This is a genomic window from Pseudomonas sp. GW822-FHT06B12, from assembly GCF_058799675.1.
The window spans coordinates 44,866-62,444 of record NZ_JBXALR010000019.1 but is presented as its reverse complement, the minus strand read 5'-3'; the positions used below and the strand labels follow the sequence as shown (position 1 = coordinate 62,444).

General features: G+C 58.9%; 14 protein-coding genes. 8 read left to right on the top strand and 6 right to left on the bottom strand.

Annotated elements, in window-relative coordinates:
* Positions 1-237: 237 nt before the first annotated feature.
* The 3 genes from ccoM to AC1RKH_RS27640 form a co-directional block, all read right to left on the bottom strand.
* Positions 238-354, bottom strand: a complete 117-nt coding sequence (gene ccoM / locus AC1RKH_RS27650) for a cytochrome c oxidase subunit CcoM (protein ID WP_007926603.1) — start codon at positions 352-354, stop codon at positions 238-240.
* Positions 355-497: 143 nt separating this feature from the next.
* Positions 498-671: a hypothetical protein gene (locus AC1RKH_RS27645; RefSeq protein ID WP_493063391.1), complete on the bottom strand. Its 174-nt coding sequence runs from the start codon at positions 669-671 to the stop codon at positions 498-500.
* A 147-nt stretch (positions 672-818) separates the two neighbouring features.
* Positions 819-1,160 carry an aspartate-semialdehyde dehydrogenase gene (locus AC1RKH_RS27640; protein ID WP_123428264.1) on the bottom strand — a complete coding sequence of 114 codons (342 nt, stop codon included), beginning with the start codon at positions 1,158-1,160 and terminating at the stop codon, positions 819-821.
* Between the two features lie 228 nt (positions 1,161-1,388).
* Here AC1RKH_RS27640 and rapA point away from each other — a divergent pair, with 228 nt between their 5' ends.
* Entirely contained in the window at positions 1,389-4,235 is a 2,847-nt protein-coding gene (gene rapA, locus AC1RKH_RS27635; protein ID WP_493063390.1) for an RNA polymerase-associated protein RapA, read from the top strand.
* Between the two features lie 189 nt (positions 4,236-4,424).
* On the opposite strand, the gene AC1RKH_RS27630 is transcribed toward rapA, so the two are convergent.
* Positions 4,425-5,774, bottom strand: a complete 1,350-nt coding sequence (locus tag AC1RKH_RS27630; RefSeq protein ID WP_493063389.1) for a spinster family MFS transporter — start codon at positions 5,772-5,774, stop codon at positions 4,425-4,427.
* A 294-nt stretch (positions 5,775-6,068) separates the two neighbouring features.
* Here AC1RKH_RS27630 and AC1RKH_RS27625 point away from each other — a divergent pair, with 294 nt between their 5' ends.
* On the top strand, positions 6,069-8,354 hold the full coding sequence (locus tag AC1RKH_RS27625) for a putative bifunctional diguanylate cyclase/phosphodiesterase (protein ID WP_493063388.1): 2,286 nt from the start codon (positions 6,069-6,071) through the stop codon (positions 8,352-8,354).
* Here the strand turns inward: AC1RKH_RS27625 and AC1RKH_RS27620 are convergent.
* Positions 8,245-9,141 (bottom strand): NAD(P)-dependent oxidoreductase, encoded by an 897-nt coding sequence (locus AC1RKH_RS27620; RefSeq protein WP_493063387.1) that lies wholly within the window; start codon positions 9,139-9,141, stop codon positions 8,245-8,247. The genes AC1RKH_RS27625 and AC1RKH_RS27620 overlap by 110 nt on opposite strands.
* A 195-nt stretch (positions 9,142-9,336) precedes the next feature.
* Here AC1RKH_RS27620 and AC1RKH_RS27615 point away from each other — a divergent pair, with 195 nt between their 5' ends.
* A complete protein-coding gene (locus AC1RKH_RS27615; protein ID WP_123428273.1) occupies positions 9,337-11,514 on the top strand; it encodes a hypothetical protein in 2,178 nt (725 codons plus the stop codon).
* 303 nt (positions 11,515-11,817) lie between these two features.
* On the opposite strand, the gene AC1RKH_RS27610 is transcribed toward AC1RKH_RS27615, so the two are convergent.
* Positions 11,818-12,123, bottom strand: a complete 306-nt coding sequence (locus AC1RKH_RS27610) for a DUF2288 domain-containing protein (protein ID WP_401118711.1) — start codon at positions 12,121-12,123, stop codon at positions 11,818-11,820.
* A 348-nt stretch (positions 12,124-12,471) separates the two neighbouring features.
* On the opposite strand from AC1RKH_RS27610, the gene AC1RKH_RS27605 reads away from it, so the two are divergent.
* From AC1RKH_RS27605 to AC1RKH_RS27585, 5 genes are all read left to right on the top strand, one after another.
* Positions 12,472-13,599: a branched-chain amino acid ABC transporter substrate-binding protein gene (locus tag AC1RKH_RS27605; protein ID WP_123428278.1), complete on the top strand. Its 1,128-nt coding sequence runs from the start codon at positions 12,472-12,474 to the stop codon at positions 13,597-13,599.
* Positions 13,600-13,830: 231 nt separating this feature from the next.
* Positions 13,831-14,754 (top strand): high-affinity branched-chain amino acid ABC transporter permease LivH, encoded by a 924-nt coding sequence (gene livH, locus AC1RKH_RS27600; RefSeq protein ID WP_493063386.1) that lies wholly within the window; start codon positions 13,831-13,833, stop codon positions 14,752-14,754.
* Positions 14,751-16,007, top strand: coding sequence for a high-affinity branched-chain amino acid ABC transporter permease LivM (locus AC1RKH_RS27595; protein WP_493063385.1), 1,257 nt, complete (start codon positions 14,751-14,753; stop codon positions 16,005-16,007). The genes livH and AC1RKH_RS27595 overlap by 4 nt, the downstream gene beginning before the upstream one ends.
* Positions 16,004-16,771 carry a high-affinity branched-chain amino acid ABC transporter ATP-binding protein LivG gene (gene livG, locus AC1RKH_RS27590; protein WP_123428284.1) on the top strand — a complete coding sequence of 256 codons (768 nt, stop codon included), beginning with the start codon at positions 16,004-16,006 and terminating at the stop codon, positions 16,769-16,771. The genes AC1RKH_RS27595 and livG overlap by 4 nt, the downstream gene beginning before the upstream one ends.
* Positions 16,772-17,473 (top strand): ABC transporter ATP-binding protein, encoded by a 702-nt coding sequence (locus AC1RKH_RS27585; protein ID WP_401118723.1) that lies wholly within the window; start codon positions 16,772-16,774, stop codon positions 17,471-17,473. It begins immediately after the preceding gene.
* Positions 17,474-17,579: the final 106 nt, after the last annotated feature.

Sequence of the window (17,579 nt, the reverse complement as noted above, 5' to 3'; positions counted from 1 at the left end):
AGGCTCGCTCCCACAGTAGATCTATGTACATCCGCAAGGGATTGGTCGGCTGTCAGGCCGCCATCGCAGGCAAGCCACACAGTTGAACTGTGTACATCTGCAAGAGATTGGCCGGCTATCAGGCCGCCAAGATCAGAAGATCGCAGCCAGCGGCAGCTCCTACGGGGAATTGCGGGCAAAAAAAAAGGCGACCGAAGTCGCCCAAAATGCCTTGCGTGCTCGTGCTTCCAGAAAGACCTAAGGCTTTTTGCGCTTATGTGCGTCTTTCCAGATAAAGAATCCAAACCCGGCAAAAAACAGAACCATGAGGCCGACAGTCAGCACTCCGGCGATCACCACATTATCGAAAAACATGACTGGCCTCCTGCACTTGCCCTGTTGCGATGGGGCTAAGTTAACCAATCAGGCACGAAAGAAAATTGACCGGGATCAATACCGCCCAAGACAGGGCATAAAGGAGGGGAAATAACTGACCTGCATCAACAGATGCAGGAGGCTCAACGCTTTTTCGGTTTGTTTTTCGGTTTGTTTTTCGGCTTTTTTTTGGTTTTGCCCAAAGGCATGGCCTGTTCGAAAGCCTGACGCACTTCGTTCAGGCGCTTTTCATTGAGGTCATGCACGCGCTTGGCACGCTCGGTGTTGAGGTCGATCAGCTTGTCGTCTTGGCTCATGGCGTGGCTTACATCTTCAAGGTCAATACAGGCGAAGCACAGCGACCACCGTCACCCTGCCCGCTCAAGGTTTGCCAATAATGCGGCCAATGGCTGGCGCTGACCAGCCGCCCGCAGCATCAGAGCGCAACAAAAAGTGTGCAAGCATCAGACCTCGATATCGACCCACAACCCCTGACGCGGCTGATCGTCCATCAACGGGACCACCGGTACCGTATTGTCGGCGTTCAACTCGTCACCCGGCACGGCCAGGTGCTCCTCAGGATCCTCTTCGGCTTCACGACGACGCCTGTCGCGTTCCTGCTGACGCCGCTGCTCTTCGCGCAACAACAGCGCCGACTCTTCGGCATGACGCTTGTGCAGGTCGATCGTGCTTTCACTGGAGCTCGCCTCCACCGGCACCACCGGCGGAATATCCGGCCGCTGGCGAATCGGGTCCTGCTGGGAAGTGATCGGCACGGCACTCAAGGGGAGCATCGGTGGCAGCATAGTATTAGTCTCCTGACGGCAGGCTGTCGGCTGCTGAGGCCGCGACTTGAACCACCGGTCGCAAACTGCAACTCAACACACACGTAGGAGCTGCCGCAGGCTGCGATCTTTTGATCTTCAAAGCCTGAAAAGATCGCAGCCTTCGGCAGCTCCTACTGAGTAACCCTTTGGCCTCGGCACCTGCATCCGTTAATATAGTCGGCTTTTTCAAGGCGGGAGTCAGGCAGCATGGCGCAGCAGTATCAACCGGGGCAACGCTGGATTAGTGACAGCGAAGCCGAGCTAGGTTTAGGCACCGTTCTGGCACAGGACGGTCGCTTGCTGACCGTGCTCTATCCGGCCACTGGCGACACTCGCCAGTACGCGCTACGGAATGCGCCCCTCACTCGTGTGAGGTTTTCGCCGGGTGACATGATCACTCACTTCGAAGGCTGGAAAATGACCGTGCGCGAAGTCGACGACGTCGACGGCCTGCTGGTCTACCACGGGCTCAACGCGCAGAACGAAGTAGTAACCCTGCCTGAGACTCAACTCTCGAACTTCATCCAGTTCCGTCTGGCCAGCGACCGTTTGTTCGCCGGGCAGATCGACCCACTGGCCTGGTTCTCCCTGCGTTACCACACTCTGGAACACACCAGCCGCCAGTTGCAATCCTCGCTCTGGGGCCTGGGTGGCGTGCGTGCGCAACCGATCGCCCACCAATTGCACATTGCCCGTGAAGTCGCTGACCGTATCGCGCCACGAGTTCTGTTGGCGGACGAAGTCGGTCTGGGTAAAACCATCGAAGCCGGTCTGGTGATCCATCGCCAACTGCTCTCGGGTCGCGCCAACCGCGTGTTGATCCTGGTTCCGGAAAACCTCCAGCACCAGTGGCTGGTGGAGATGCGCCGTCGTTTCAACCTGCAAGTCGCACTGTTCGACGAAGAACGTTTCATCGAAAGCGATGCCAGCAACCCGTTCGAAGACACCCAACTCGCGCTGGTCGCTCTGGAATGGCTGGTGGACGACGAAAAAGCCCAGGACGCGCTGTTCGCTGCCGGCTGGGACCTGCTGGTGGTCGACGAAGCGCACCACCTGGTGTGGCACGAAGATCAGGTCAGCCCTGAGTACTCGCTGGTCGAACAGCTCGCAGAAACCATTCCCGGCGTACTGCTGCTGACCGCGACCCCAGAGCAACTGGGTCAGGACAGCCACTTCGCCCGCCTGCGCCTGCTCGACCCAAACCGTTTCCACGACCTGAAAGCCTTCCGCGCCGAGAGCGAGAACTATCGCCCGGTAGCCGAAGCCGTTCAGGAACTGATGGACCAGGGGCGTTTGTCCCCGGCCGCGCACAAAACCATCCAGGGTTTCCTCGGTGACGAAGGCGAAGCGCTGTTGACCGCCGTCAACGAAGGCGACGCTGAAGCCAGCGCCCGTCTGGTGCGCGAATTGCTGGACCGCCACGGCACTGGCCGCGTGCTGTTCCGTAACACCCGCGCCGCGGTGCAAGGCTTCCCGGAACGCAAACTGCATCCGTACCCGCTGCCGTGCCCAGACGAATACCTCGAACTGCCGCTGGGCGAACACGCCGAGCTGTACCCGGAAGTCAGCTTCCAGGCGCAACCGGATATAGATGAAGAACAACGCTGGTGGCGCTTCGACCCACGGGTCGAGTGGCTGATCGACCAGCTGAAAATGCTCAAGCGCACCAAAGTGCTGGTGATCTGCGCCCACGCCGAAACCGCGATGGACCTGGAAGACGCCTTGCGCGTGCGTTCCGGCATCCCGGCCACGGTGTTCCACGAAGGCATGAACATCCTTGAGCGTGACCGCGCCGCCGCTTACTTCGCCGACGAAGAGTTCGGCGCGCAAGTGCTGATCTGCTCGGAAATCGGCAGTGAAGGTCGCAACTTCCAGTTCTCCCACCACCTGGTGCTGTTCGATCTGCCATCGCATCCGGACCTGCTGGAACAGCGGATCGGTCGTCTGGACCGGATCGGCCAGAAGCACATCATCGAATTGCACGTGCCGTACCTGGAAACCAGTCCGCAAGAGCGTCTGTTCCAGTGGTACCACGAAGCGCTGAACGCGTTCCTCAACACCTGCCCGACCGGCAACGCCTTGCAGCATCAGTTCGGCCCACGCCTGCTGCCGCTGCTGGAAAACGCCGATGACGGCGAGTGGCAAGCGCTGATCGATGAAGCCCGGACCACCCGTGAAAACCTCGAAGCCGAGTTGCACAGCGGCCGTGACCGTCTGCTGGAACTCAACTCCGGTGGCGCAGGCGAAGGTGACGCGCTGGTTGAGGCGATCCTTGAGCAAGACGATCAGTTCGCCCTGCCGATCTACATGGAAACCCTGTTCGACGCGTTCGGCATCGACAGCGAAGACCATTCGGAAAACGCACTGATCCTCAAGCCGAGCGAAAAAATGCTCGACGCCAGCTTCCCGCTGGGCGACGACGAAGGCGTCACCATCACCTACGACCGCAACCAGGCGCTGTCTCGCGAAGACATGCAATTCATCACCTGGGAGCACCCGATGGTTCAGGGCGGTATGGACCTGGTCCTGTCCGGCTCGATGGGCAACACCGCCGTCGCGCTGATCAAGAACAAGGCACTCAAGCCTGGCACCGTGTTGCTGGAACTGCTCTATGTCAGCGAAGTGGTTGCTCCGCGCTCGCTGCAACTGGGCCGTTACCTGCCGCCGGCCGCCCTGCGCTGCCTGCTTGATGCCAACGGCAACGACCTGTCGGGCCGCGTCTCGTTCGAAACCCTCAACGACCAGCTCGAAAGCGTGCCACGCGCCAGCGCCAACAAGTTTGTCCAGGCCCAGCGTGATCAACTGACCCCGCGCATCAATGCCGGTGAAGAGAAGATCACCCCGCGCCACGCCGAACGTGTGGCCGAAGCGCAGCGCCGTCTGGCCGCTGACACCGAAGAAGAACTGGCGCGCCTTACCGCCCTGCAAGCGGTCAACCCGACGGTACGCGACAGCGAACTGGTTGCCCTGCGTCAGCAGCGCGAGCAAGGCCTGGCCATGCTCGACAAAGCGGCACTGCGACTGGAAGCGATCCGGGTGCTGGTGGCGGGTTAATCCCTCCTCTTCCACTGCTAAAACAAAGAAGGCCCGCAGCGATGCGGGCCTTTTTTTATACTTGATTGTTGTGTTGTTGCTGATGACCTCATCGCGAGCAAGCTCGCTCCCACATTTGATTTTCAATGACGCAACATTTGTGCTCGACGACGCCCCCCCCTGTGGGAGCGAGCTTGCTCGCGATGGCGATCATGCAGTCGCCGCAGAAACCCCAGGCCCAACCACAGCAACCAGCCCTTCCTTCATCCGCTTCGCATCCCTCACAAAACACCGCGAAGCCAGGAACAGAAACACCATGGTGAAAAACAACGCCACCGGAATCAGGTACATCGCGTCATGCAGCCCCACCGCCTTGAACGCCTCGCTCATTTGCCCGGCACCGGCCGCCAGCATCGCGGCATGGGCGAAATGATCGGACAAAGCGCCCACCACTACCGGCCCAAGACCGCCGCCCAGCAAATACAAACCGGCAAAAAACAACGCCATCGCCGTGGCACGCAGGCGCGGTTCGACCACGTCCTGAATGGCCGTGTAAACGCAGGTATAAAAGTTGTAGGCAAACAACCAACCGACGCTGAACGCCACGACGAACACACCGATTTCAATCCGTCCGGCGTGCAGTGCCCAAGCCGTGCACAGGGTCGAGATGATCAGACTGAACGCGGCAAACAGCAGTCGACCGTTGGCCACGCGCTGGTGAATCTTGTCGGCCACCCAACCGCCCAGCGTCAGACCGAACAAGCCGGTCACGCCGACGATTACCCCGGTCGCTACCGCAGCTTGCTGCAACGGCAGCTGAAAATAGCGCTGCAACATCGGCACCAGAAACGAGTTGCACGCATAGGTGGCGAAGTTGAAACACAGCCCCGCCATTACCAGCCAGAGGAAGGTCGGAATCGCCAGCACCCGGCGAATCGGCCGATCCACCCGCTCCTGGGACACTTGCACCGATTCCGCCGCACCGCGCTTGGGCTCTTTGATGAAGAACATGAAGATCGCCAGAATCAAACCCGGTATCGCCGCGATGAAAAACGGCGCACGCCAGCTGTCGAACGCCTTGACCATCGCGCCGATGGTGAAGAACGCCAGCAACAGGCCCAGCGGCAACCCCAACATGAAGATACCCATGGCCCGCGCCCGACGGTGCGCCGGGAACAGATCACCGATCAGCGAATTGGCGGCCGGCGCATAGCTGGCCTCACCAATGCCGATCCCCATACGCACGATCAGGAAACTCCAGAAACTCCCCACCAGACCGTTGACCGCCGTCAGCCCGCTCCATACCGCCAACCCCCACCCCATCAGCTTGCTGCGCGAACCCGTGTCGGCCATGCGCCCTAACGGCAGACCGGCAATGGCATAAACGATGGTGAACGCAGTACCGATAATCCCCAGCTGAAAGTCACTGAGGTGCCATTCCATACGAATCGGCTCGATGATGATCGCCGGGATCGTACGGTCGAAGAAGTTGAACAGATTGGCCAGGAACAGCAGGAACAGAATGCGCCAGGCATTCGCCGCTTGGGTCGAGTTCTGCATGAGTCCGTCTCTTTTATTGTCATGAGGGCTTCACTGCCGACGGCATTCGAGCCCGGAACCCGCAATCTAGTCAGCGCCATGGCCGCTGTCTGTCATTATTCGTCAGGCTGATACCCGCCCATGACGGCCAGCCCCCGCGCGTGACGATTTATTTCCAAACGTTCTTGGGCTTATTGCGAAATGGTTAGAATCAATGTGCCACCATCCCTTGCACTCTGCGCATGGCCTCTATACTCCAAGCATTCGCCAGCGTTCATGGCGCCGGTGCTGGATGACTCAGAGACGGGGCATGCTATGGAGTGGCTTGGTTTGCATTTCATTACCGAGCTGCCAGAGAGCAGTGGGCAAGTCGTCCTCAATTGCACTCATAACCCCTTTCTGGTGCTACTGGCCTATCTGGTTGCCTGTGCAGCCAGCTTCGCCACGCTGGACATGGCCGAACGCGTCGGTCATGCCGAAAATCCTGCCTCTCAAAGGCTCTGGCGCTGGGTCGGTGCCTGCTGCCTGTCGGGCGGTATCTGGGCCATGCACTTCATCAGCATGCTGGCGTTCCAGGCCCCCATCGACATCCATTACGACTTGCCGGCCACCCTGCTTTCCCTGTTGATCGCCTTTATCGCAGCCTTTGTAGCGATGAACACCCTGAGCAATGCTCAACTGAACGTGCGGCAATACGTGCAAACCTCGATTTGCATCGGACTGGGCATCGCCACCATGCATTACGTGGGAATGACGGCGATGCGTTCGAACGCCGTGGCCCACTACCAGCCAATCATGTTCGGCCTGTCGGTCCTGATTGCCATCGGTGCCAGCGCCATTGCCTTGCTGCTGTCGCATGGTCTGCGCAACGGCGGCGGCATCGCTCATCAAGTACTCAAATACACCGCCAGCCTGGTACTCGGCGCCGGCATCGTGAGCATGCACTTCACCGGCATGCAGTCCATGAGCCTGGTATTGCCGACCGGTGTCCCCATGCAACTGTCGGTCGACGACGACCACCTGCAACTGGCGCTGACGATTGCGCTGATCGCGCTGGTGGTCATCGGCAGCAGCATCAGCGCCGCCCTCGCCGACAAAAAGCTGCAGCACAAGGACCATGACCTGCGCCGGGTCAACGCGCTGCTCAGTCAACTGGATCAGGCGCGCATGTCGCTGCAACAAGTGGCGCACTACGACCCCCTGACCAACCTGATCAACCGCCGAGGGTTCAATCAGATCTTCGCCGAAAAGCTCATCGAGAAAAGCACCCATGGCGGCATGCTGGCGGTGATGTTTCTGGACATCGATCACTTCAAGCGGATCAACGACAGCCTCGGTCATGACGCCGGTGACGAACTGTTGAAAGTGCTCGCCAACCACATCAAAAGCTCGACCCGCAGCCACGATGATGTGGTCGCGCGGTTTGGCGGCGATGAGTTCTGCATTCTGATCAACCTGCGTGAGCGCGACGAAGCACGGCACATGGCCCAGCGCATCATGCAAAAGATGAAGGAGCCGATCGAGTTGGCCGGCAGGCGCATGGTCATGACCACCAGCATCGGTATCAGCGTGTTCCCTGACGACGGCAAAACCTGCGAGGAACTGCTGAAACACGCCGACCTGGCGCTGTACCAATCCAAGGGCAACGGCCGAAACGGCCTGCACTTCTTCAGCTCCAACCTGAAAACCAAGGCGACGATGGCGCTGCAACTCGAAGAAGAACTGCGCAATGCCTTACGCGACGAAGACGGATTGATGCTTTATTACCAGCCGATCTATGACCTCAAAAGCGGCCAGGTCACCAAACTGGAAGCGCTGATTCGCTGGCAGCACCCGGTGCACGGTTTACTCGCACCCGACCGCTTCATCCCGATTGCCGAAGCCAATGGCTTGATCGCCGAACTCGACAACTGGGTGCTGCGCAAAGCCTGCGAAGACCTGAGCGAGCTGTCCAGGCACGGCTGCGAGTCGTTGAAAATCGCCGTGAACTGCTCGCCCCTCAATCTCGCTCGCGAAGAGCTCGCCGAAGAAGTCGAAAGTGCGCTGCGAGCGGCCAGCGTCGCGCCGCAGAGGCTGGAGCTGGAGGTTACGGAAAACGCACTGATGGGCAACATCGCCAATACGCTGGTGCTGTTGCGCAAAATTCGTGCACTCGGTGTTTCGTTGTCGATCGACGATTTTGGCACCGGTTACTCGTCGCTGGCCTACCTCAAGCGTTTGCCTCTGAACACCCTGAAAATCGACCGTTCGTTTATCCTGGACATTCCCAAGGCCACCCAGGACATGGAGATCGTCCAGGCTATTATCGTCATGGCCCATACCCTGCATTTGCAGGTGGTCACCGAAGGGGTCGAAACCCTGGAGCAATACCAGTTTCTCGAACGCTTCGGTTGCGACTTTATTCAGGGTTACTTGTTGAGCCGCCCGGTACCGCTGGCTGAATTGCGCCCGGTACTGAACGAGATCAACCAGCGTAAACACCCACACCCTGTCAGTCCTTTAAGTCTGGCTCGCGGTATAGATGGATTAGTGTCGCGGGATCTTTTTCCAGAAAGCCCTGACCACCATGCAGGCGCATCAACTGTGCGGCCAGTCCACTGATCGGCGTCGCCGAGCCCTGCTCGCGGGAAAACTTCACTGCACCATCCAGGTCCTTGAGCAGCGTCCGAACATGCCACTTTATGGGTTCGAAACGGCTCTCGGCCATTTGCGGGGCGAGTATCTGCAAGGGTTTCGAGTCGGCAAACCCGCCGCTCAATGCTTCGGCCAGCAGGCTCGCATCCACGCCTGAGCGTTCGGCCAGCGCCACCACCTCAGCAATGACCAACGCATTGCAGGCAACAATCATCTGGTTGCAGGCCTTGGTCACCTGCCCTGCGCCGACCGCGCCCATGTGCGTGACCCGTTGACCGAGGCTCAACAGCACCGGGCGCACTCGCTCAACATCCGCAGATGTGCCGCCGACCATGATCGCCAGGCTGGCGGCTTCGGCACCCGCTACACCACCGGATACCGGCGCATCCAGCCAACCCATGCCGGTACGGCTGGCCAGCTCGGCAGCCATTTCCCGCGTCGCCGTGGGTTCCAGACTGGAAAAATCCACCAGCAGCTGACCGGTTTTCGCGCCAAACGCAACGCCTGCCGCACCGAACACCACCTCGCGCACCACCTCGGTGTTGGCCAGGCACAACATCACCAGATCGGCGTGCTGACACAGCTCGGCAGGCGTGGCCACTTGTCGCGCCCCGGCCTCGACCAACGGTGCGCACTTGGCCGGATCACGATTCCACACCGTCAGTGAGTAACCCGCCGCCAATAGGCGCCGACACATCGGCAAACCCATCAAGCCGATTCCAGCGAACGCGAGTGAAGGTAACGTTGCCATCAATTTGCCTCTGTTCGATTAAAGATCGCCAAATATTGGCCGATTCATCATCAATCAGGAAAGGATTCCCCCTAGCGACGCTCAGGTAAAGCCCTATCGCTGGGGACACTATCGCGATGTAAAGTCGCGAGTTCTTTATTCGTGATGGCTTGATGATATCTCGCCGCCAAACCAACCAGTCCAGGCACATGGCGCACAATGACTTCTAAAAATAATCCTGCCCCTGCGGTATCCGAACTGACGCTCACCGCCGCCACGGATAAACCTCCAGTCCCGAAGCCATTGACCAGCACACGAGCGCTTGCGACTCAGCAGTATCTGTATTTCACCGAGACCAACACCGATCGCATCCTCGACAACCTCGACGGCCTGCGCGATCTGGTATTCCCCAAGCCGCCGCACCTGGAAGACACCCACGAACTGCATCAGCAGGAGTTTCCCTCGGTTTGCCTGATCGGTCTGGGTCGCTGCGGTTCGAACATTGCGCTGGACGTCGCGGAGCTGGTGTACAACGCCCGCAAGTTCTACCTCAACGAGTTCAACAACGAAGACAAGCCCTATGCTGAAAAAGGCTACAGCCCTGCGCAATGGATTCGCAACAACCTGAAACTGGGTGCCGGCAAGGCCACCAAACCGGTGTTCCTGGTCGAGCCGCTGGTGATGCTCGGCGACCTGGACAAAGACATCGCCGGACGTATCCGCTTCTCGCGCAAGGGCGAAAAAAGCGGCTTCCTGCGCGACTACAGCAAAATGAAGATCATGGACCTCTCGGAAGTCCACGCCGGTGGCGCCGGTAACGCGCCGATCCTCGGCCAGTACCTGGCGAAGATCATCCTGAACAAGGACACCCAGCGTTTCTCCAGCCCTGACTGGAAGATGATTCATTCGTACCTGATCGACAGCTGCGGCATCAAGGCCAACCAGTCGCGCCTGTACTTCTCGATCTTCAGCGCCGGCGGCGGTACCGGTTCGGGCATGGCCTCGGAGTTCGGCCTGGCCCAGCAGCACTCGTACATGAACAAGACGTTCGACACCAAACCGGTGGACGAGCACGACAGCAAGAGCGGCCACTCCTTCGTTTTCGAGCCGATCTTCACCAGCGGCATTTGCGTACTGCCGAACATTTCCGATCACCGCAGCGAAATGTCTGAGGCTCTGCACATCAACGCCGGTCGCCTGCTGTGCAAGTACCTGTCGGAAGAATGGGATTTTTCGTACAACTTCGCCAACGAAGACAGCAGCGAAGCCAGCGTCATGGGCCGTATCCGTCCATGGAATGCGATGATGCTGATCTCCAACGACATCATGCGTTACGCCGAAGAGAACGATGACGGCAATATCCAGAACATTGATGTCAATGCCATGGAAAAGCACGCCAACCAGTACATCTCGCAGCAGATCTTCAACATTCTGACGGCCCAGGCCGTCACTACCGACTACGACCAGAACTACTTCCGTCGGGCCGGTATCGATATCGGCGAAACCATTCGCCTGGACGCCAACGACCTGTTCATGAGTCTGGCCGGGCCAGTGGCGATTGCCTACGCCGAATCGGTGGTACCAGAGCAACCGGCACCGAGCAGTGACAAGTTCAAGGTGTTCGACAAAGAGCCGCAGCGCCTGAACATCGACGACCTGTTCTTCCGCTCCATCGACCTGCCGCACTTCAATAAGGTGACCCAGGCCATCGAAGGCATCAGCCTGTTGCCGATCGAGTCCAAGCGTTATCGCGCATCGCTGGAGCAATACAAGAACTCGGGTTACGACGCTGCTGCCCTGCATGACCTGCACTTCTTCAAGAACTGCTCGTCGGTCGTGTCGATCGTGTCGCTGCCCAAGGATTACAAGCTGTCCTATATGGACCTGAACCGGTTGAAGACTCACCTCAACAGCCTGTTCCCCAACACCACGCTCAAGCGTTATGCACTGGTGATCGGCGCCTCGGCCAACCTCTCGCTGACCACCCTGATCGCCAAGAGCCCGTGCCTGTCAGACGATTTCCTGACCTTGATCGTGGCGTTCATCAAACGCTGCTTTGCACGCAACCCGTACCGTTTCGACGAAACGCTGGACAACTCGATCCTCGACTTCATCATTCATGAAGACTTCGACGAGGCCAGAATCGACGAACTGCTCAACGAGTTCGAAAACCCGGCGAAGATCCTCGACACCAACTGGTACGCGATCAAGCCGATGTACGAGAAGAAGTACCGCGAGCTGATCAACGACAAAGACAAATTCGTCTCGATCAACGACATCCGCCTGTCGCGCGATTGCGTGAAAAAAGCCATCAAGTACCTGCGCGAGATCTACCGTCACCGCATCGGCAAGACCAAGGTCATTTCGCTGAATAACCATACTGGCAAGACGGTCTGATCGCGTCGCGGCCAATCGCGAGCAGGCTCGCTCCCACAGTGATCGGTGTCGAACACAAACTCTGTGAACGCCACTGAATCCTGTGGGAGCGAGCTTGCTCGCGATGGCGTCCTCACATCCAGCACATATCCAACATCCAGAAACAATTAAGCAGCCGTTCGGCTGCTCTCTCAACTGTTCCCGTTACGTTTACGTAACCTTCCCCCCGCCAGCCTGTGGCATTTCTCTACGGCAACCTGCCATCACGCTACTCGGCTACACACTTTTGCCCGAGCGCAGCCAGCACCAAATCGGTGCAAACCGTCAGGCCTGCGCCCTTTCCTGGATCAGAATCCACGGCGAAACCACCACCGCCCAGAGCTGCGGATCACGTTCGACCAAATCCAGCGCCCGCGTCGCAGACACCTTGGCAACCTTCTCGGCAGCCAGCCAGGCAGCCACTTTCTCGCCCTGATCCTCGGCCACGGCTTCGGCTGCTTCGATCAAATCCAGATCGGCCTCGACCCACAATAGGGCACCCTTGGCAAAGAACGGTTCGAGTTCCTTCCAGGTAATAGATGCGGTTTCACCAAGCAGCTTGGCATAGAGGGTGCTAGGTTCTTGAGTCATGGGCCCTGTCCGGAAAAGAAATCGGCGCAATCATAACGTCGGTGCCCTGGCAGAAAAACCCGGATGCAATAGAGTCATTGATCGAGAACTGCAGGAAAGCAAGGATAGCCGCTGAATCAGGCCACTACCCAGCCAAAATCCCGCCGCAATTCTGTCTTTTTCTTTCAAAAATGCGACACCCTCAGGTTTTGCCCCTGAGCGCCAGCTTTCCAAGCGAACAACCGGCGCTCTACACTGTACCGGTACAGTTGCCGGGGGGCATTTCCGGAGGATATCCAGGATATCGATCCGGTTCTGTGGCTCTGGCCGCCAGGACTATAAAAATTACAACAGTAAGAGTGGAGCACTATGAATAAGGCTACTAAGCAGATTTCCAAACTGTTTGCCGCTATGGTTCTGGCCGGAGTCGCCAGCCATTCGTTCGCAGCTGACACCATCAAGATCGGCATCGCCGGCCCTAAAACCGGTCCAGTGACCCAGTACGGTGACATGCAGTTCACCGGCGCTAAAATGGCCATCGAGCAGATCAACGCCAAGGGCGGTGTCGACGGCAAGATGCTCGAAGCCAAAGAATACGATGACGCCTGCGACCCTAAACAGGCCGTTGCCGTCGCCAACAAAGTGGTCAACGACGGCGTCAAGTTCGTGGTCGGTCACCTCTGCTCCAGCTCCACTCAGCCAGCGTCCGACATCTACGAAGACGAAGGCGTGATCATGATCACCCCTGCCGCCACCAGCCCGGACATCACTAACCGTGGCTACAAAATGGTGTTCCGCACCATCGGCCTGGACAGCGCCCAGGGCCCTGCCGCCGGTAACTACATCGCCGATCACGTAAAACCGAAAATCGTTGCTGTTCTGCATGACAAACAGCAATACGGTGAAGGCATCGCCACCGCCGTGAAGAAAACCCTCGAAGCCAAAGGCGTCAAGGTTGCCGTGTTCGAAGGCCTCAACGCCGGTGACAAGGACTTCTCCTCGATCATCCAGAAACTCAAGCAAGCCAACGTCGACTTCGTCTACTACGGCGGCTACCACCCGGAACTGGGCCTGATCCTGCGTCAGTCCAAGGAAAAAGGCCTGAACGCCAAGTTCATGGGGCCGGAAGGCGTCGGCAACGACTCCATCTCGCAGATCGCCCAGGACGCTTCCGAAGGCCTGCTGGTGACCTTGCCGAAATCTTTCGACCAGGATCCGGCCAACAAGGCACTGGTTGACGCGTTCGCCGCCAAGAAGCAGGACCCGAGCGGTCCGTTCGTGTTCCCGGCCTACTCGGCAGTCGAAGTGATCGCTGAAGGCATCAAGGCAGCGAAGAGCGAAGACACCACCAAAGTAGCCGCGGCTATCCGCGCTGGCACCTTCAAGACCCCGACCGGTGACCTGTCGTTCGACTCGAAGGGCGACCTGAAGAACTTCAAGTTCGTGGTTTACCAGTGGCACTTTGGCAAACCTAAAACCGAAGTTTCGCCTCAGTAAGGCGCTGCCTGACTGACTGCCAATAAAGCCCACGGCGTGCCGTGGGCTTTGTTTTACGAGGTAATGGGCCGTGCCTCCGTGATCCGGAAGCCTCCCCACCTGAAAATCTCAAAACCGTCATCAGCGGTTCGCTGGCAAACCTCACGTTCGAAGTGGATGCAGATCCACGGGGCCTGAGCGGGAAAATGACTCCACCAGTGAAATGCGTATCAGGTTTTTAGGAGCGCTGTAATGCCTGAGATCTATCACTTTTTCCAACAGCTGGTTAATGGTCTGACCATTGGCAGCACATATGCCCTGATCGCCATCGGCTATACGATGGTTTACGGCATCATTGGAATGATTAACTTCGCCCATGGCGAGGTCTACATGATCGGTTCCTACGTGGCCTTCATCGTCCTTGCCGGACTGGCCATGCTGGGTATCCATTCTCTACCGCTGTTGATGACCGCCGCATTCCTGGCGACCATCGTTGTTACCAGTGCCTACGGCTACAGTATCGAACGGATCGCCTACCGCCCTCTGCGGGGCAGTAACCGCCTGATCCCGCTGATCTCGGCCATCGGCATGTCGATCTTCCTGCAAAACACCGTACTGCTCTCGCAGGACTCCAAGGACAAATCGATCCCCAACCTGATTCCGGGCAGCTTCAGCTTCGGTCCGGGCGGCGCACAGGAAGTGCTGATCTCCTACATGCAGATCCTGGTGTTCGTCGTGACCCTGGTGGTGATGCTCTGCCTCACCCAGTTCATCTCGCGTTCACGTCTGGGTCGTGCCTGCCGGGCCTGTGCCGAAGACATCAAGATGGCCAACCTGCTGGGCATCAACACCAACAACATCATCGCCCTGACCTTCGTCATCGGTGCCGCCCTGGCGGCCGTGGCGGCTGTACTGCTGAGCATGCAGTATGGCGTGATCAACCCGAACGCCGGATTCCTGGTGGGCCTCAAGGCCTTTACCGCAGCGGTTCTGGGCGGCATCGGGAGCATTCCGGGCGCCATGCTCGGTGGTCTGGTGCTGGGGGTGGCCGAAGCATTCGGCGCCGATATATTCGGTGACCAGTACAAGGACGTGGTGGCTTTCGGCCTTCTGGTTCTGGTGTTGTTATTCCGGCCAACCGGCCTGTTGGGCCGTCCGGAGGTTGAAAAAGTATGATTCGGAATCTTAAACAGGCGCTTTTCAGCGCGCTATTGGTTTGGGCTGTGGCGTACCCGGTACTCGGTCTGAAACTGTCCATCGCCGGCATCAACCTCGAAGTTCAAGGTGCCAGCACTTCCACGCTGATCATCATCGCCGTCTGTTCGGTGCTGATGTTCCTGCGGGTGATATTCGACCGCCAATACACGACCGCCATGCGCTCCGTGCCCAAAGGTAAATTGATCCCGGCCGGTGCGAGCCAGTTCCTGACCCTGCCCAGCACCCAGCGCTGGGTCATCATGGGATTGATCGTCGTCGCTCTGGTCTGGCCGTTCTTCGGCTCGCGCGGTGCGGTGGATATCGCCACGCTGATTCTGATCTATGTGCTGCTCGGTCTGGGCCTGAACATCGTGGTCGGCCTGGCGGGTCTGCTCGACCTGGGCTACGTCGGTTTCTACGCGGTGGGTGCCTACAGCTATGCGCTGCTGTCGCACTACTTCGGCCTGAGCTTCTGGATCTGCCTGCCCATCGCCGGCTTGATGTCGGCGACCTTCGGCTTCCTGCTGGGCTTCCCGGTGCTGCGTCTGCGCGGTGACTATCTGGCGATCGTGACCCTGGGCTTCGGTGAGATCATCCGGCTGTTCCTGCGTAACCTGACCGGCCTCACGGGCGGACCGAACGGCATCAGCAACATTCCCAAACCGACGCTGTTCGGCCTGAGCTTCGACAGAACGGCCGCCGAAGGCATGCAGACCTTCCACGAGTTCTTCGGCCTGACGTACAACCCGGTCAGCAAGGTGGTTTTCCTCTACCTGGTGGCGCTATTGCTGGCGCTGTTCGCACTGTTCGTGATCAACCGTCTGCTGCGCATGCCGATCGGCCGTGCCTGGGAAGCGCTGCGTGAAGACGAAATCGCCTGCCGTGCACTGGGCCTGAACCCGACCGTGATCAAGCTGTCGGCCTTCACCCTGGGTGCCTGCTTCGCCGGTTTCGCCGGCAGCTTCTTCGCCGCACGGCAGGGGCTGGTGACGCCGGAGTCGTTCACCTTCATCGAGTCGGCCACCATCCTCGCCATCGTGGTATTGGGCGGCATGGGCTCACAGTTGGGCGTGGTCCTCGCAGCAGTCGTGATGATCCTGTTGCCCGAGCTGATGCGTGACTTCAGCGAATACCGCATGTTGATGTTCGGCGCCTTGATGGTGCTGATGATGATCTGGCGTCCACAAGGTCTGCTGCCCATGCAACGTCCTCACATGGAGCTGCGTAAATGAGCAGAGAGATCCTGAAAGTAGATGGCCTGAGCATGCGCTTCGGCGGCTTGCTGGCGGTCAATAACGTGGCCCTGAGCGTGAAAGAGAAACAGGTGGTCTCGATGATCGGCCCTAACGGCGCCGGCAAGACCACCGTGTTCAACTGCCTGACCGGTTTCTACCAGCCCACCGCCGGCACCATCCAGCTCAACGGTGAAGCGATCGAAGGCCTGCCCGGTCACAAGATCGCCGGTAAAGGCGTAGTGCGGACCTTCCAGAACGTGCGGTTATTCAAGGATATGACCGCCGTGGAAAACCTGCTGATTGCTCAGCACCGGCACCTGAACACCAACTTCCTGGCCGGTCTGTTCAAGACTCCGGCATTTCGCCGTAGCGAACGCGAGGCCATGGATTACGCCGAGTTCTGGCTCGACAAGGTCAACCTCAAGGAGTTCGCCAACCGGCCGGCCGGCACCCTGGCCTATGGTCAGCAGCGCCGCCTGGAAATCGCCCGCTGCATGATGACCCGTCCAAGCATCCTCATGCTCGATGAACCGGCCGCCGGCCTCAACCCACGGGAAACCGACGACCTCAAGGCGTTGATCGGCACCCTGCGTGAAGAGCATAACGTCACCGTGCTGCTGATCGAACACGACATGAAACTGGTCATGAGCATCTCCGACCACATCTTCGTGATCAACCAGGGCACGCCTCTGGCCAACGGCACGCCGGAACAGATCCGCGACAATCCTGAAGTGATCAAAGCCTACCTGGGGGAAGCGTAAATGCTGCAGTTCGAAAACGTTTCCACCTTCTACGGCAAGATCCAGGCCCTGCACAGCGTCAACGTCGAAGTCCGTCAGGGCGAGATCGTCACGCTGATCGGTGCCAACGGCGCCGGCAAGTCCACCCTGCTGATGACCCTGTGCGGTTCGCCGCAGGCCCATAGCGGCAGTATCCGTTACATGGGCGAAGAACTGGTCGGCCAGGAGTCCGCGCAGATCATGCGTAAAAGCATCGCCGTGGTCCCGGAAGGTCGTCGGGTGTTTGCTCGTCTGACCGTGGAAGAAAACCTCGCCATGGGCGGGTTCTTCACCGACAAGGGCGATTACCAGGAGCAAATGGACAAGGTCCTGGGGTTGTTCCCGCGACTCAAGGAACGCTTCGCCCAGCGCGGCGGCACCATGTCGGGCGGCGAGCAGCAAATGCTCGCCATCGGCCGGGCGCTGATGAGCAAACCCAAGCTGCTGCTGCTCGACGAGCCGTCGCTGGGTCTGGCGCCGATCATCATCCAGCAGATCTTCGACATCATCGAACAGCTGCGCAAGGATGGTGTGACGGTGTTCCTGGTAGAGCAGAACGCCAACCAGGCATTGAAAATCGCCGACCGCGCCTACGTGTTGGAAAACGGCCGGGTGGTGATGCAAGGCACCGGTGAAGCGTTGCTGAACGACCCTAAAGTGCGCGACGCGTACCTGGGCGGCTAAGCACTGCTGCAACAAAAAACGGCCTGTGTGGGAGCGAGCCTGCTCGCGATGGGGGTCTGGCAGTCAACATTGATGTTGCCTGACAGTCCGCTATCGCGAGCAGGCT

Excerpts from the sequence above, each read along its gene's own strand:
- ccoM (WP_007926603.1), bottom strand. The coding sequence starts at position 354 with ATGTTTTTCGATAATGTGGTGATCGCCGGAGTGCTGACTGTCGGCCTC.
- AC1RKH_RS27645 (WP_493063391.1), bottom strand. The coding sequence starts at position 671 with ATGAGCCAAGACGACAAGCTGATCGACCTCAACACCGAGCGTGCCAAG.
- AC1RKH_RS27640 (WP_123428264.1), bottom strand. The coding sequence starts at position 1,160 with ATGCTGCCACCGATGCTCCCCTTGAGTGCCGTGCCGATCACTTCCCAG.
- rapA (WP_493063390.1), top strand. The coding sequence starts at position 1,389 with ATGGCGCAGCAGTATCAACCGGGGCAACGCTGGATTAGTGACAGCGAA.
- AC1RKH_RS27630 (WP_493063389.1), bottom strand. The coding sequence starts at position 5,774 with ATGCAGAACTCGACCCAAGCGGCGAATGCCTGGCGCATTCTGTTCCTG.
- AC1RKH_RS27625 (WP_493063388.1), top strand. The coding sequence starts at position 6,069 with ATGGAGTGGCTTGGTTTGCATTTCATTACCGAGCTGCCAGAGAGCAGT.
- AC1RKH_RS27615 (WP_123428273.1), top strand. The coding sequence starts at position 9,337 with ATGACTTCTAAAAATAATCCTGCCCCTGCGGTATCCGAACTGACGCTC.
- AC1RKH_RS27610 (WP_401118711.1), bottom strand. The coding sequence starts at position 12,123 with ATGACTCAAGAACCTAGCACCCTCTATGCCAAGCTGCTTGGTGAAACC.
- AC1RKH_RS27605 (WP_123428278.1), top strand. The coding sequence starts at position 12,472 with ATGAATAAGGCTACTAAGCAGATTTCCAAACTGTTTGCCGCTATGGTT.
- livH (WP_493063386.1), top strand. The coding sequence starts at position 13,831 with ATGCCTGAGATCTATCACTTTTTCCAACAGCTGGTTAATGGTCTGACC.
- AC1RKH_RS27595 (WP_493063385.1), top strand. The coding sequence starts at position 14,751 with ATGATTCGGAATCTTAAACAGGCGCTTTTCAGCGCGCTATTGGTTTGG.
- livG (WP_123428284.1), top strand. The coding sequence starts at position 16,004 with ATGAGCAGAGAGATCCTGAAAGTAGATGGCCTGAGCATGCGCTTCGGC.
- AC1RKH_RS27585 (WP_401118723.1), top strand. The coding sequence starts at position 16,772 with ATGCTGCAGTTCGAAAACGTTTCCACCTTCTACGGCAAGATCCAGGCC.